The 15,835-nt window shown below is 31.4% G+C and carries 13 protein-coding genes and 1 pseudogene; 6 read left to right on the forward strand and 8 right to left on the reverse strand.

Annotated features, from left to right (window positions below):
- Positions 1-19: 19 nt before the first annotated feature.
- The 3 genes from HMPREF9629_RS06040 to HMPREF9629_RS06050 all read left to right on the forward strand — a co-directional run bounded on the left by HMPREF9629_RS06040 (position 20) and on the right by HMPREF9629_RS06050 (position 3,285).
- The gene (locus HMPREF9629_RS06040; RefSeq protein ID WP_009525489.1) at positions 20-934 is read left to right on the forward strand and encodes an epoxyqueuosine reductase; all 915 of its coding nucleotides are present in this window, start codon (positions 20-22) and stop codon (positions 932-934) included.
- Positions 935-972: 38 nt separating this feature from the next.
- Positions 973-1,611 carry an endonuclease III gene (gene nth, locus HMPREF9629_RS06045; RefSeq protein WP_009525490.1) on the forward strand — a complete coding sequence of 213 codons (639 nt, stop codon included), beginning with the start codon at positions 973-975 and terminating at the stop codon, positions 1,609-1,611.
- 228 nt (positions 1,612-1,839) lie between these two features.
- The gene (locus HMPREF9629_RS06050) at positions 1,840-3,285 is read left to right on the forward strand and encodes a VanW family protein (protein WP_009525491.1); all 1,446 of its coding nucleotides are present in this window, start codon (positions 1,840-1,842) and stop codon (positions 3,283-3,285) included.
- A gap of 225 nt (positions 3,286-3,510) precedes the next feature.
- Here the strand turns inward: HMPREF9629_RS06050 and HMPREF9629_RS06055 are convergent, their stop codons facing one another.
- The 7 genes from HMPREF9629_RS06055 to HMPREF9629_RS06085 all read right to left on the reverse strand — a co-directional run bounded on the left by HMPREF9629_RS06055 (position 3,511) and on the right by HMPREF9629_RS06085 (position 11,388).
- Positions 3,511-4,428 carry a D-2-hydroxyacid dehydrogenase gene (locus HMPREF9629_RS06055; RefSeq protein WP_009525492.1) on the reverse strand — a complete coding sequence of 306 codons (918 nt, stop codon included), beginning with the start codon at positions 4,426-4,428 and terminating at the stop codon, positions 3,511-3,513.
- 319 nt (positions 4,429-4,747) lie between these two features.
- On the reverse strand, positions 4,748-5,653 hold the full coding sequence (locus tag HMPREF9629_RS06060) for a chemotaxis protein (protein ID WP_009525493.1): 906 nt from the start codon (positions 5,651-5,653) through the stop codon (positions 4,748-4,750).
- A gap of 52 nt (positions 5,654-5,705) precedes the next feature.
- Entirely contained in the window at positions 5,706-6,995 is a 1,290-nt protein-coding gene (yfmH, locus tag HMPREF9629_RS06065; RefSeq protein WP_009525494.1) for an EF-P 5-aminopentanol modification-associated protein YfmH, read from the reverse strand.
- Positions 6,996-7,142: 147 nt separating this feature from the next.
- Positions 7,143-8,402 (reverse strand): EF-P 5-aminopentanol modification-associated protein YfmF, encoded by a 1,260-nt coding sequence (gene yfmF / locus HMPREF9629_RS06070; protein WP_009525495.1) that lies wholly within the window; start codon positions 8,400-8,402, stop codon positions 7,143-7,145.
- A gap of 29 nt (positions 8,403-8,431) precedes the next feature.
- The gene (locus tag HMPREF9629_RS06075; protein ID WP_009525496.1) at positions 8,432-8,839 is read right to left on the reverse strand and encodes a Mini-ribonuclease 3; all 408 of its coding nucleotides are present in this window, start codon (positions 8,837-8,839) and stop codon (positions 8,432-8,434) included.
- A complete protein-coding gene (cysS, locus tag HMPREF9629_RS06080) occupies positions 8,824-10,224 on the reverse strand; it encodes a cysteine--tRNA ligase (protein WP_009525497.1) in 1,401 nt (466 codons plus the stop codon). Before cysS ends, HMPREF9629_RS06075 begins: the two co-directional genes overlap by 16 nt.
- A gap of 429 nt (positions 10,225-10,653) precedes the next feature.
- On the reverse strand, positions 10,654-11,388 hold the full coding sequence (locus HMPREF9629_RS06085) for an SDR family oxidoreductase (RefSeq protein WP_009525498.1): 735 nt from the start codon (positions 11,386-11,388) through the stop codon (positions 10,654-10,656).
- An 828-nt stretch (positions 11,389-12,216) separates the two neighbouring features.
- On the opposite strand from HMPREF9629_RS06085, the gene HMPREF9629_RS06090 reads away from it, so the two are divergent.
- Genes HMPREF9629_RS06090 through HMPREF9629_RS06100 form a run of 3 tightly spaced genes read left to right on the forward strand, consistent with a single transcriptional unit; the run spans position 12,217 to position 13,843 of the window.
- On the forward strand, positions 12,217-12,741 hold the full coding sequence (locus tag HMPREF9629_RS06090) for a PadR family transcriptional regulator (protein ID WP_009525499.1): 525 nt from the start codon (positions 12,217-12,219) through the stop codon (positions 12,739-12,741).
- Positions 12,742-12,744: 3 nt separating this feature from the next.
- Entirely contained in the window at positions 12,745-13,395 is a 651-nt protein-coding gene (locus HMPREF9629_RS06095; RefSeq protein ID WP_009525500.1) for a HEAT repeat domain-containing protein, read from the forward strand.
- Positions 13,379-13,843 (forward strand): hypothetical protein, encoded by a 465-nt coding sequence (locus HMPREF9629_RS06100; protein ID WP_009525501.1) that lies wholly within the window; start codon positions 13,379-13,381, stop codon positions 13,841-13,843. Before HMPREF9629_RS06095 ends, HMPREF9629_RS06100 begins: the two co-directional genes overlap by 17 nt.
- A gap of 319 nt (positions 13,844-14,162) precedes the next feature.
- Here the strand turns inward: HMPREF9629_RS06100 and HMPREF9629_RS12665 are convergent.
- A pseudogene (locus HMPREF9629_RS12665) lies at positions 14,163-15,717 on the reverse strand (ABC-F family ATP-binding cassette domain-containing protein).
- Positions 15,718-15,835: the final 118 nt, after the last annotated feature.

Here is a 15,835-nt window from a genome sequence, read left to right on the forward strand (position 1 = left end):
ACCATATGATGAGGAAGATATGTCAAGTATAGTTAAAAAGTCGATTTTGAATCTGAATTTGCCTTATGAAATAGAATATGCAATATTAAATTTGGAAGATGAAGAGTTACTCAAAAGCCAACAAGATTTTTTTTGCTTTTTGACAAATAGAAAAAACGACAACTTGATAACCTCGCTTGAAAGCGATGATATAAACTCGAGAGTTTTTGCCCAAAATGTGCTTGAAAATGCAAAGAGTATAATAGTTATATTGTTTCCTTATCTTACAGATGAGCACAGCAAAAACGGAAATCTATCCATGTACTGTATGGGTATGGACTATCATATATCTGTTAAGGATATGCTTTGCGAGATTGTAAAATATATCAAAAACTTTCATAAAGATTCAGGTTTTTATATTCAATCAGATACAGGCACATTAAATGAAAGATTTTTCGCATTTTATAGCGGGTTAGGTAGACTTGGGATAAACTCTATGATTTTTAGCGATATATACGGGAGCTATGTGAACATAGGACTTATAGTGACAGACTTGCTTTTAAATGAGAAGAAATATGATAAAAAGTATTGCGACCAATGTATGGCTTGTGTGAAAAGCTGTCCCGGGGGAGCTATAAATGGTGATTTTACTATAAACAGTTATAGATGTGCCTCATATATCACACAGAAAAAAGGGGAGTTAAACGAGCATGAGCAGGGGATAATTAAAAAGAGCAAAAAAATTTTCGGCTGCGATGTATGTCAAAATGTGTGTCATTTTAATAATAATGTAAAAACTATTCCTAAAAATTGTGATATAATTAAGACTATAAAAAATGAAGACATAGATGAGTTGTCAAACAAAAAGTTCAAAGAAAAATACATTTCAAGGGCGTTTAATTTTAGAGGAAAATCTGTTATAAAGCGCAATTTGGATATTTTGAAAGATGATTGATACTGTTTTATGTTAAAACATAATAAAAGGAGTAAATTTTGAATAAATATAAGGCTATAATTGAAATCTTAAAAGAGATGTATCCGGATGCTACTTGCGAGCTCAACCACAATACACCTTATGAATTGCTTGTAGCAACAATACTGTCGGCTCAATCTACCGATAAGAGAGTAAACATAGTCACAAAAGACTTGTTCAAAGTGGCTGATACACCTGAAAAGATGGTGAACTTAGGCGAAGAAAAACTTAAAGAATATATAAGGACGATAGGTTTTTTTAATACAAAATCGAAAAATTTAATATCAATGTCGAGAGATTTGATACAAAAATATAATTCTAAAGTTCCAAAGACCATGGAAGAGTTAACATCTCTTGCAGGGGTAGGGCGAAAGACTGCAAATGTAGTTATGAGCAACTGTTTTAAAGTGCCGGCGATTGCAGTCGATACGCACGTTTTCAGATTAGCACACAGATTAGGTTTTTCTAAAGAGGAAGATGTCTACAAAGTCGAGCTTGATTTGCAAAAAAAGATTGCAAAAAAAGACTGGACTCTTGCACATCATATGCTTATATTTCATGGCAGGTATACTTGCAAAGCCAAAAATCCTCTATGTGAAAAGTGTAATCTCAAGGAATATTGTCTATATTATAAAGATATACTTAAAAAGAAGAGTTAATTTTTAAATATATTGGATTTTACAGAGGTTTAAAATGTTTTAAAAAGCTTTTTATAATTTTGGCTAAGTAAAAAATAAATATATAGTGATTTTATTTAAAATAATTGTAATATCAATTTGCTTAAATATATTTAACTTATTTTCGATTACTATATATATGAATTTTTTATATAAATTTTTTGTTATCATAATTTTTTATAATTTTTTAATCAGCAAGAAGGTGATAAAGTGAAAGAAAGAAAAAAAGTAAAGAAAAGATCCGTTTTTCCTAAAATAGCCATAGTATTTGCTGTTGTTTTGATGATTTTTTCAGGAGTTGTAGTATATGCAAATACGTTGATGAATACAGGGAACATATACAATAATGTATTTATAAATGGAGTGAACGTGTCTAATCTTTCCGTTAATGAAGCCAAGTCTTTATTAGAAAATAATTTTAAATTTGGAACTCTTACACTTACAAATGAAGATAAACAGTGGGTGCAGGGATTGTCAGATGTAGGTTTTTCATATGATATAGATACAGCTGTGGAAAAAGCCTATGAAATAGGAAGAAAAGGCAATTTTTTGACAAATGCAATAAAAGTTATTACACTGAATTCAGGTTTGGAAGAATTTATTGAGCTTGAAACAAAAGAAGACTATACAAAGCTTGATGAATTTTATAATAAAGTTGCAAGTGAGGTCAATGCTGAACCTGTAAATGCCACTGTGAGTGCAGACGGAGGAAGTGTGAGCATAATTCCTTCACAAAATGGATATGCAGTGGATATAGAGAAATTAAAAGCTGATGTTGAAAACGCAGTAAAATCAAGTGAAGAAAAGACAGTAAAAGTGGCTATACCTGTAGCTGTAAAAGAGCCTTCAGTAAAAACAGAAGAGCTATCATCAATAAATGGAATTATAGCATCATATACTTCAAAATATTCCACCAAAGATTCAGAACGTTCATTCAACGTGGCGCTTGCCGCACAAAAGTTGAACGGACAGTTGCTTATGCCGGGAGAAGAAGTCAGCTTTCTTGGAGTTCTTGGGGATGTATCTACATCAAACGGATTTAGAGCTGCAAAAATTATAGTGAATAATGAATATCAGGACGGAGTTGGAGGTGGAGTATGCCAAGTGAGTTCCACTTTATATAATGCGCTTTTATTAGGTGGAATGGATATAACACAAAGAACAAACCATTCATTTCCGATAGGATATGTTCCGATAGGCAGAGATGCAACAGTTGCAACGTCAGGACCGGACTTAAAATATAAAAACTCATATCCGTTTCCTGTATATATAAAAACATATGCAGACAGCGGAGTTATGGTAGCACAAATTTATGGAGATACAACAAGAAGCAAACACGTTGACATATATTCTGAAGTTACAAGTACAGTAGAGCCTACATTGGTATATAAAAATGATCCTAATTTGCCAAAAGGAAAAGAAGAAATAGAAGATCCGGGACATACAGGATACACTTCAGTGACCTATAAAATGGTGGACGGACAAAAAACAGTTATATCAAAAGACAGATATACTATGACACCGAAAATAATAAGAACAGGTACAGGACCTGAAGAGGTTAAACCTGCTGAAGATGCTGCAAAAACGACAACAGTAAATAATGTGAACGCACAACAAAATTCAAATGAAACTCAAGAAGAGCCATCAATATTTTAAAACTGATTTCTAATAGAATAATAGGTAATAAATTAATAAGTTTATAAATAACCCTTTATTATATTTGTGTAACACTATTTTCCATCATTTTATTAGTGTTTAGTATAAAATAAAAGATTTCCCTTAATTATAGGGAAATTTTTTTGCAAAAAAAATACCATATAAAATACTTCTTATAAAGTAAAATATACGGTATTTTTTCAAAAAAGGGTGTTACATAAAAAATTATTTATTTATATAATTCATTATTTGGTTTGCAAGTGAGTCTGCTATATATATTTGAGCTTCTTTTGTTCCTGCACCTATGTGACAAGTTATGCTGAAATTATCCAATTTGAATAATTTGTTATCTTTTGCAGGAGGTTCAATTTCCATAACGTCAAAACCTGCACCTGCTAATTTTCCGGATGTAAGAGCATCATAAAGAGCTTCTTCATCAACTATACCGCCACGTCCTAAATTGAATAAGAAAGAACCGTCTTTCATAAGTGACAATTGTTCTTTTCCTATCATATGTTTAGTTTCAGGAGTAAGTGGAGTGTGTATTGATACTATGTCAGCTACTTTTAGAACTTCGTCTAAAGGAAGTATTCTTGCACCTATTTTATCAGCTACTTCTTGTTTTAGGTAAGGGTCATAAGTTACGATTTCTTTTGCTCCGAATGCTAAGCATATTTCTGCAACTCTGAATCCTATTCTTCCAAGAGAAAGTATACCTACAGTTTTATTTTTTATTTCATTTCCTGTAAAGCCTGTTTTATTCCAGTTTCCTGCTTTTACAAAATTGTTTGCGTTTCCTATTTTTCTAAGTACGTTAAGCATAGTACCTATTGCAAGTTCTGAAACTGCTGTTGTACTTCCATCAGGTACATTAAATACTGCTATGCCTTTGCTTTTTGCATATTCAACGTCTATGTGATTTAATCCTATACCGGCCATACCGATTGCTTTAAGTTTAACACCGGCATCTATCATAGGTTTTTGAACAGGTGTTTCTGCTCTTACTACAAGTATTTCATAATCTTTTACCATATCTGTTATTTCAGGGATAGATTTTCCATATGCAAGTGTAACTTCTACACCGTTTTTTTCAAATACATCTATACCGGATTGGTTAAAAAGTTCAGTAACAAGACATTTCATAATATAAATCCTCCTTAAAAATTTTAATAGAAATTTTACAACTCATTATGTAATGATATTTTGTGTTGATTGTAAAAACCTTTTCTCATATTATACTAAGTTTTATAAATTAAGTCAATATATTTTGCAATTATTCTTTCTTATAAATTTATTTAAAATAACAATGAAACACAAGTAATATAAATAAAAAAAGCAATTTAAAACAAAGTATAAATAATATTAAATTTTGTATCAATAGATATTTTTGCAATATTTTATTCAAAAATAAAAAAGTAATTACAGCAAGTATAAAATCTTTGCCATAATTACTTTTATATGATTATCCTACCAATTTATCCACTACATCTACCAAATTTTCTATTTCCGGCTTGCTTAGTTGAGCGTCAGCATTTACACTTTCTCCTTTATGTTTAAGTGTTTCTGTTATAAGTGATGAGAATATTACAACAGGTAGAGTCTTTAGTACAGGATTTTCTTTTATTTTTCTTGTTAGAGTATGTCCGTCCATTTGAGGCATTTCTATATCAGTTATTAAGATGTCAACTTCATCTTTGAAATTTTCACCTTTTCTTTCAAGCAAGTCTTCAAAATAATTCCATGCCTGTTGTCCGTCATTAAAGAATCTGAGTTGAGAAAATCCTGCTTTTGTAAGTGCTTCAAACAGTACTTTTCTTATAAGCGGAGAGTCATCTGAAAGTACAACTTTTAAGTTGCTTCTGTCTTTTTTTATTATTTTTTCTATACGTTCCTCATTTATTCCTGTCGCCGGTGCTATATCCGATACAACTTTTTCAAAGTCGAGCATCATAACGATTCTGTTGTCAAATGTTATGTTGCCTATAACGAGTGAACTCTTATCATCAATTATTGCATCAGGTTTTTGTATGTTTTTCCAAGGTACTCTTTGAATCCCTTTTACAAAATCTACGCAAAAAGCTACCTGATTTTGATTGAATTCACATAACAAGGTCGTAAATCTTGTCTTGTTTGTATGTTCTCCTGTCAAAACAAATTTCATATCTACAAGCGGAATTATAGTTCCTCTTACCATTGTAAGACCTATAACTGAAGCATTCGCTTTTGGAACAGGTGATATGTTGTCTACTTCCAATATTTCCTTTATCTTGATTACGTTTATTGCATAATCTCCATCACCTACTCTGAATTCAAGTATCTCAGCTTCGCCTGTACCTGTTTCCAACAATATTTCTTTTTTTGTGCTCATCACAATATCCCCTTTATTAAAAATTAAATTTGAACAACCTAATGCTTTACAATTATGCTGTCTTTGGATTTATTATGGATATTACCATTTGATTTTTGTCAAACATCTTTATAAGTCTTGAATTTATGTCTTCTATTTTAAGCTCGTTCAAGTAGTCGTAATATTCTAAAAGATTTTCATCTTTAAAGTATAGTGACAGATATATGTTTGCCAAACTTTCTACTGAGTCGAAAGTTTTTATGAAAGAGCCTAATTTTTGTTTTTTTACTCTTTCAAATTGTTCTTTTTCTGCTCCATATTTTTTAAAATTTTCTATCTCTTCAATTATTAAATTTTTTGTATTTTCTATATCTTTGCTTTCGCCTTCTATTGTTATATAGCCATAGTCTTTGGCTGATGTGTAATTGGCAGATAATTGTGAGAATATAAGTGAGCTGTTATATAATTTATCGTGCAATTTGGAGCCTTTTTTAAATATGAGCTGATTTATTATGTCCATTTCTATATCTTTTTTTATACGAGGATAATCTTCGTTTATAGTATCATTTTTTTCTTTGTATCCTATGCAAAACATAGGTATTGATACTTCCAATTCTTTTTGTATCTCTTTTTGTGCCGTTTCATCTGTTTCTTGTACTTGTATTCTTGTTATTTCACCCTCAAACATATTTGTATCTTTTACGGTATCTTTGATAATTTGCATAGTTTCTTGAATATCTACATCGCCTACGATAAACAAGGCCATATTGGATGGTGAATAAAATGAATTATAGCAATCATACAATTCTTGTGGAGTTATCTTGTAGATGCTTTCAACAGTGCCTGCTATGTCTATTGAGTTAGGGTGAGTTTTGTACATAGCCTTGAGACAATTAAAAAATAATTGCCAGTCGGGATTGTCGTCATACATTTTGATTTCTTGCGCTATTATGCCTTTTTCTTTTTCTACGTTTTCATCTGTAAAATGAGGAGTTTGTACGTAGTGTATGAGGTGCTTTAAAGATTCTTTAAAACCTTGAGTTGCCGAAAATAAGTAAGCTGTCATATTGAAGTTGGTGTATGCATTGGCATCTGCACCGTATTTTGAAAACTCGTCAAATGCGTTGCTGTTATCAGGCATTTCAAACATTTTATGCTCTAAAAAGTGTGCGATTCCTTCGTTTACTCTGATTTGTTTTTTTGTGTGAGGACTTATAAATTCAAGGTCATTTGAGCCGTAATCAGTTGCAAATACGGCATATTTTTTGCTAAAACCGTCCTTTTTCATTATGAATACTTGTAGATTGTTTGGAAGTTTTTCAGCATATATTTTTTCGTTTAAAATTTTATTTTCGTAAAACATATTTTCTCCGTTATAGTTAATACCGATATCTATTTAAAATATAATGTATCGCAATAAAACATTATAAATTGATGTTAGTTTTATTTAATAATATATAATATTAAGCTGATTTTTTAATCAGACTATAATATAAGGTCGGTATTTGATTTATTCATTTTTAGTCAAGAAATATTCTAATTCGCCTTGGCATTTTTGTGCTACCTTTTGAATATCATCTTTGCCTACACGTTCAATTATCGCTATTATTTCATCTATTGTTCGAGGTGTGTCTGATAGACTTTGTGCATAGTAAAAATCTCCAAGTGCGGCAAGAGAGTCTGTAAGTGTAGTAAGTGCGTGTATATAATGTCTTTTTGCACTATCAAGCTCTATATCGGTAATTCTACCGTTTTTCATATCTTCTATCTGTTCATTTATTAGATTTATTGTCTTTTGTTTATTTTCGGGTTCTATTCCGGCAGTTATCATCATAGTGCCTTTTACTTTTTGTAAGGTTGAAGCTATGGAGTAACATAAAGAGTGTTTTTCTCTGACGTTTGCAAACAGTTTGGAAAAAGCACCTCCACCTAAAATGTTTACGTATGTCACAAAATTGTAGTAATCTTCATCTTTTGGAGATATTCCAAATGTATAGCCGAGTACCAATTTACCTTGAGTGATGTCCATTTTTTCTTCTTTTTGTTTGAATTCTTTCTTTTCGTGTATTTTTTCCTTTTCTATTACAACAGGGTTTATTTTTATATCAAATATCTCTTTTATATAGTTTGTTACCTTGTCTTTTTCGAACTGACCGGCTACTACTATGTCTATAGGAGATGTTTTTATAAATTCCTGATAATATTCGTAAAGATTTTTTTCGTCTATGCTGTCAAGATCTTCTAAATACCCATCTTGTCTTATTGAAAAAGGCTCGTTTTCAAACATAAGTTCAGTAGCTTTATTAAAAGCATATTTGCCTTTGCTATTTATTTCAGCCTTTATATCTTCTGATAAGACTTGTTTTTCTATATCCACGTACTGTTTGATAAAACTGTCATTTTCTACGTTTGGCATAAATATGATTTCTTTTAATAATTCTAAAGCGTCTTGTGTTATGTTCTCCGGTAAAAATCTGTCTGATACCAAAGACAGAGTGAATGATATTATATGTTTCTCGCCTATTTTTTCGACTGAAGCGGATACACTGCTTGAGTACAACTCCTGCATTTTAATATCAAGCTCTAAGGGTGTCTTGTAGGTTTTTGTAGATGATTTTAAGACATAAGGAAGCAATGAATTTTTTGTAACTTCCTCTCTTTTTAAAGGTCTTTTGAAGTATACTGTTACGACATTGGTTTTGAATTTGTCGTTTTCAATATACATCATATTTACATTGTCATTAATTTTATATTTATATAGATTGTTCAAATTTTTCTCCTTGAAATTAAAGGTTCAGATTATTTTAAACAAAATTGTGCTATTTCGTCCAATTTTGAATAGTTTTTCTTTATATACAGATAACCTATAAGTGCCTCAAAACCTGTGGCATAGTTATATTCCTGAACATTGGCATTTTTTGGGGGATTTGTGGCTGAGTTTCTACCTCTCAGCACAATATCCCACATATTTTCATCAATTATATTGTTTTCTTTGAGAGTTTTTACCATATCTGCTTGTGTTTTGGCTTTGACGTATTTTGTTGAGAGTAGATGCAGTTTATTTACTTTTGAAAATTTATTTTTTGCAAGTACATAATTTCTGACATATATTTCCCATATGCAGTCGCCTATATATGCAAGTGCAAGCGTATTGATACAGTTTACATCATCTTGAGATAATGCAAGGTCTCCTATATTCTCGACCATTGTACCCCCTGTCTTGTGTCTTTTATTTCTATACCCATTTGTTTAAGTTCATCTCTTATTTCATCGGCTTTTGCAAAATCTTTTGATTTTTTTGCAATATTTCTTTGTTCTATCAATTCTTCTATTTTTGCAACATCGACATCTTCATCTGCTTTGTCCATAGCTATGTTGAGTACAGCTGTAAGCTCGTTTAACATATCAAGAGTTTGTTGTACGAATACTTTTGATGAATCTATACTTACATTCGTATTTGCAAATTTTACGAGATCAAATATAGCAGTTATAGCATCTGCTGTGTTTAAATCGTCATTCATCTTATCTATGAAATTTGTCTTGCACTCTTGCAAATATGCTACATTTTCTTTTTCCTGCTCGCTCATATCAGTTTTATCTATTTTTGTAAGAATAAAGTTCAGATTATTTTTGCAATTTTTTATTCTTTCCAATGAGCTTTTGGCTTGATTAAGCATATCTTTACTGTAATTTATCGGGCTTCTGTAATGTGCGGACAACATAAAGAATCTAAGTGTATCTCCGTCAAATTCTTTTAATACATCTCTAACTGTAAAGAAATTTCCAAGAGACTTACTCATTTTTTCGTTGTCAACATTTATATAACCATTGTGCATCCAGTAATTTGCAAATGTGTGTGATGAGCGTGCTTCACTTTGTGCTATTTCGTTTTCGTGATGAGGGAAGATTAAATCTTGACCTCCGGAGTGTATATCTATACTTTCTCCCAAGTATTTGTTACTCATAACAGAGCATTCTATATGCCAACCCGGGCGACCTTGTCCCCAAGGTGAATCCCAACCTATTTCTCCCTCTTTTTTACCCTTCCAAAGAGCAAAATCTATAGGAGCTCTTTTTTCATCGTTTATCTCTATTCTTGCGCCTGATAGCAAATCGTCTATATTTTTGTGTGATAGCTTACCGTATTCTTTGAATTTTTTTACTTCAAAATAAACATCATTGCCAAGTACATATGCGAAACCTTTATCTATCAAATCTTGTATGAAATCAATTATCTCTTTTATGTTTTCTGTAACTCGTGGATGGACGGTTGCTTTTCTTATTCCGATTGCTTTTGCATCTTTAAAATACTCTTCTATATATTTGTCCGCTAACTGTATAGGAGTTATACCTTCTTCGTTAGCCTTGATAATTATTTTATCATCGACATCTGTAAAATTTTGCACAAAAGTAACTTCATATCCGATATATTCCAAATAATTTCTGAGTGTATCAAAAACTATGAAAGGTCTTGCGTTTCCTATATGAAAATAGTTGTAGACTGTAGGTCCGCAAGAGTACATCTTAACCTTGCCTTTTTCAAGTTCTTTGAATTCTTCTTTTTGTGAACTCATAGTGTTATAGATTTTCATAATTCCTCCAAGTCATAGCTGATACCGACTAAAAAATAGGCATTTATGTTATTTATAAATATATATAAATATATATAAATAATTAGCCATTGCTTAATCAGGTAACTATATAAAAAATTAAGTATGTAATTTATAAAACTAAAAAATATGTAACAGTTTTTATATATTATACCATAAAAGCGTATATTTTAACAAAAAATAATTTAATATAACAGAGTGATTGTTAATAAAAATATGAATATAATAAATCATGGAGGTGTTCATATTTTATAGGATAATAGTATTATTTAAATATTATTTTACGTTATATTATTTTAAACAGGTTCAGGTATTGCATATCTGTTGTTTTGAAAAAAGTGTAATAAAGATATGTTTATTATATAGTTTCAATCAGTTTACAATGTAAAAGTTTTTGGCATTAATTGCAAACTATATAAGTATTCCGCAGTTCGGGCTTAAAACTTGTCCTGTGTATGAAGAGGTATCTTCACTGCATAAAAATAAAATGGTTTTTGCAATTTCCTGAGGATAAGATACTTTATTCAAAGCGGACATTTCTTTAAGAGCGCTTATATCGTCATCGCTGAAATCGCTCATCATATCTGTCATAACCACACCCGGAGCTACAACGTTCACTCTTATATTGCTTGGTCCGAGCTCCTTTGCAAGAGCTTTTGAAAATGATATTATAGCACCTTTTGTTGCAGAATATATAGTTTCGCAAGATGAACCTGTAATCCCCCATATAGATGACAGTGTTACTATGCTACCGTATTTTTGAGAAACCATATAAGGAGCTGCTAATTTGCAAGTATTTATGACACCTAAAACATTTATGTCAAAAGCAGTTTTTATTTCGTCAAAACTCATATCCGTTATCGTACCGTAAGGAGATATTGCGGCATTGCAGATTAAAGCGTCTATATGTTTGTTACATCTTATAAAGTCTTCAAATACTTCTTGCATTTTATTGAAGTCTGATACGTCCGATTTGTATGGAAAGCATTGTTGTCCCATATTTTCTATTTTATTTTTAAGCTTGTTTGCACTATCATCACTTTTTAAGTATGTGAAACCGACATCATAGCCTTTTTGTGCGAATAGCAGTGCGGTTTCGTAGCCTATACCTCGAGAGCCGCCTGTAATTAATACTGATTTTGCCATAGTATCTCCTAAAAATTTAATTATTTTATAAAATTACAATGAAAACTACAAAATAAAAACATAAGTTGATAACGCTATAATAAATGTTGTATTCCAAGAAGTAGTGAAATCGTAAAATAAATATATAACTGATTAAACCTTTATATATGTAAGTAAAGAAAATATTAGAGAAAAAATTTAAAGCAAACACCTAAAAAGCGCTTGATTGTATAAGTTAAAAGCTTAACATATTTCATAGCCTTAACTTATATATTTTTATAATGATATTCTATGAAAATTATAGAAAAATATATTATGAAAAGTTTAAATTTTTATTTTATTAAAATTTTCTCTATTTTCTTATATTTAATTTGGATTTTAGTATTAAATAATATAATACCATTAAAATAACGATTTGAACAGATGAGTTAATTTTAAACGTCTTGTTTATTTTATATAATAATTACAGTGTCTATACTAAAGTGCCTTGTGAGGTACTTTGTACATCAACTTTATCGGGAACTATGAACCGCCAAAAGAAGAATTATCCTAAGAAGAAATGCAGAAATTAAGGGAGGAGGAAGAAAAAGAAAGAGCGAGAAAAGACAGGTTTCATCAAAACTAATCTGAAGCGTAAAGCAAACGGTAAGCAAAAAGAATATAAAGACAGATACAAGGAGAAAAGAAAAAAATTTAAAAATGAGAAACTGAAAACGCTGAAAAAAACGAAATACCATTAAGTGAATATAGGAGGATAGAAAAAAATTATCCTGCATATATGTTGCCTCTCATTGACTACTATAAAATACAGTGATATAATTTATAGTAGTTTTTTATGGAGGAGAAAATATGTCAGCAATAGATTTGATTGTTTTAGGAATGATAAAAGAAAAAGAACAAAGCGCTTATGATTTACAAAAAAATGTGGAGTATCGAAATATTTCTAAATGGATCAAAGTAAGTACACCGTCCATTTATAAGAAAGTTGTTCAGTTGGAAGAAAAAGGCTATATCAAGGGAAATATGTCAAAAGAGGGAAATATGCCCGAAAAGTCCATCTATCATATCACAGAGAAAGGAAATAAATACTTTCTTGAGTTGATGAAGAAAATTTCCGCTCAAATGATAAATATATTTTTGGATTTTAATGCTGTCATCATCAATTTGGAAATGGTATCTCCGTTTGAACGAAAGGAACTGACAGAAAATATCGAGTGTCAAATCAGGGAATTTCAAAAAGCGGTATCAGGGTTGGAGGAAGAGAGGACGGATATTCCGTTTACTGGCAAGACTATTTTAAAACAACAAGTATTATTATCAGAAGCATTGAATAAGTGGATTGAGAACTTTAGAGAATTGTATTTAGAGGAATAAAAAATGGCAAATAAAGATGAGGATAAAGAAACCCTGAAGGAATTAAGAGAAATAACAAAAAACAAAGAAAACTGGGGAGAAGTGATTGATGATGTTGCAAATAAACTAAATGAAAATCATTCTGTTATTGTAAAAGCAAAAATCTTGTGGCTTCTTGGAGAAATGGGATTAAATTATCCGAAGCAAGTAGAAGCATATATTATAGATATTGCCTTTTGTTTAGAGGACGAGCATCCAAAAATCAGGGAGCGTACGGTTAATGCTTTAGGAAGAATAGGCAGAGCAGATAAAAATTTGATTATCCCTTATTTAGATAAAATAATGAAAATGAGAAAAGATCAAGCAGACGATGTTAGGCTTGCTTTTGTTTGGGCTTGTGAAAATATTGCAACCAACGCTCCTGAATTATTTTGCGAAAGAATGGATCTGTTTTATAAAATGATACAAGATAAATGCGTGCGAGCGCGGATAGAAGCACCGGAAATGTTTCGAGTAATGGGAAAAAGAAAACCGCAGTATATAAAACCTTATTTAGAAAAATTACAATGGTTTGCAGATAATGACACACACCCTGTTGTTCGTATTCATAGTGCCGGCGCTGTCCGTATAACAAAAAAAGCATTGGAGGAACTCAAGAATGCCACAGATGACTAAGGGAGGAAAATATATTTTTGGCTGGTCGAGGATAAGAGTAAATGGAGAATTGATCTTTCCGAGAATGGCGGTAGATGAATATAAACTGAAAGAAGAAAATCACATTTATATTGTTTCAGGAAGTAAGCAAACAGGAGGGTTTAGTGTAATGGCAGAACCCTTACTTTCTCATTCAAAACTCAAAAATGTTTTGGAAGAAAATCCAAGTTTAGCAGACCGAAGTTTGAGCGAGGGAGAGTTGATTGCTTACAAAGGAAGAAAATACGGCTGGCTTGCACTAAAAGAAAATACGGTATACCTTTCAGATGATTTGATGAAGATGTTAGAAATAAAAGTTGGGGATAAACTCTTAGCTATTCGTAGCAGTGATATTGCTTTTACAATGGGTGTAAAGGGAAGCTTGATAGAGAAAGCGAACGGCTATCGAGGAATTATTGAAGAATTTTGAGGAAGAAATTTACAAGTATATTGAAATAAAATGATATTTTTAAATGATGAAAAATAATAGGTTAATTTTAATAGAAAACTTTTTTATACGAGAGGACTATTTACGCTAAAGTAATTATTATATATCCATCTATATAAAAGTTTTAAACAGTAAACATGCTATAGGTAAGCCTAAAAGACAAGATTATCCTCTATTAAATGGCAAGAAAGTGCTTTTAGAAGCTAATTATAAAAATAGTTTGGGACAGGCATTTACAAGTGCAAGTTTATTGAAAAATAAAAAACCGTTAAACTCACATTATGGTTTAACGGTTTTGGTATTATATTTTATTTGACCACTGCTTACAATCTATGATATGGTCCACGAAATCTTCATAAAATTCAGGCTCGTGGCATATAAGAAGTACAGTGCCTTTGTATTCTTTTAATGCACGCTTTAATTCATCTTTTGCATATATATCCAAGTGGTTTGTAGGCTCATCGAGTATCAACACATTTGTAGGTTTGTTCATAAGCTTGCACAATCTTACTTTTGCTTGCTCTCCACCACTTAGCACCATGACTTTGCTTTCTATATGCTTTGTGGTAAGACCGCATTTTGCAAGCATAGTTCTTATATCTCTTTGATCAAGTGATGGAAAATCTTGCCATACTTCTTCGATGCAAGTGTTGTGATTTGCATCTTTTATTTCCTGTTCAAAATATCCTACTTCTAAAAATTCGCCTTTAGTCACAAAACCGCTTATAGGTTTTATAATTCCGAGCAAGCTTTTTATTAGAGTGGTTTTTCCAAGTCCGTTTGCACCGGTTATGGCTATTTTTTGATTTCTTTCCAATCTGAATTCTATTGGTTTTGAAAGAGGTGAGGTATAGCCTATTACAAGATTATTTGTTTCAAAAATCATCCTGCCGGATGTTCTTGCAGTTTTGAAGTTAAATTCCGGTTTCGGCTTTTCTTGTTCAAGCTCTATGATTTCCATTTTATCCAATTTTTTTTTGCCTTGACATAGCCATATTTCTCGTGGAAATTCTTGCCTTATTTCTTGCGACAAAATCTTTTAAATCGGCAATTTCCTGTTGTTGTCTTTTATAAGCGGCTTCTATTTGTTGTTTTCTTGCCTCTCTTATCTTTAAAAATTCATCATAACTACAAGAGTATCTGTCCAATTTTAAGTTTTCCATATTATATATCAGATTGATTACTTCAGTTAAAAACGGGATGTCATGTGAAATGAGTATAAACGCATTTTCATATTCAGTCAGATATCTTTTGAGCCATGCTATATGCTCAGCGTCAAGATAGTTTGTAGGCTCGTCTAAAAGCAGGATGTCCGGTTTTTCTAAAAGAAGTTTTGTGAGCAGAACTTTTGTTCTTTGCCCTCCGCTTAATTCATCTACTTTTCTGTCGAGACCTATATCAGCCAAACCAAGTCCTCTTGCAGCTTCTTCAACTTTGCTGTCTATTATATAAAAATCGTTGTGCTCGAGTATATCCTGTATTGTGCCTACTTCTTCAAGCATGGCTGTTACTTCATCTTCGCTTGCATCTCCCATTTTCATATAGTATTCGTTCATCTCTTGCTCTAAATCGAATAAGTATGAAAATGCTTTTTTTAGGGCATCTCTAATCGTGTCGGTAGGTTCTAAAACGCTGTGCTGGTCTAAATATCCTACTCTTACCCTTTTTGACCATTCCACTTTTCCTGCATCAGGCTCCAATTTGCCTGTTATTATATTCATAAATGTGGACTTTCCTTCGCCATTTGCTCCGATAAGTCCTATGTGTTCGCCTTTTAACAATCTGAATGAAACATCATCAAAAATGGCTCTGTCGCCAAATCCATGACTAAGATGTTCTACATTTAAAATGCTCAAATCTTCTCTCCTTAATTTTATAATTTATTAATGTTTAATATGACTGATTATTTTTTGAAAGGTGCTAATAATTTCAAAGATAACAATATATGATTTATGACTAAACAATTTATAAATA

This window comes from Peptoanaerobacter stomatis (genome assembly GCF_000238115.1).
Classification (GTDB): Bacteria; Bacillota; Clostridia; order Peptostreptococcales; family Filifactoraceae; genus Peptoanaerobacter; species Peptoanaerobacter stomatis.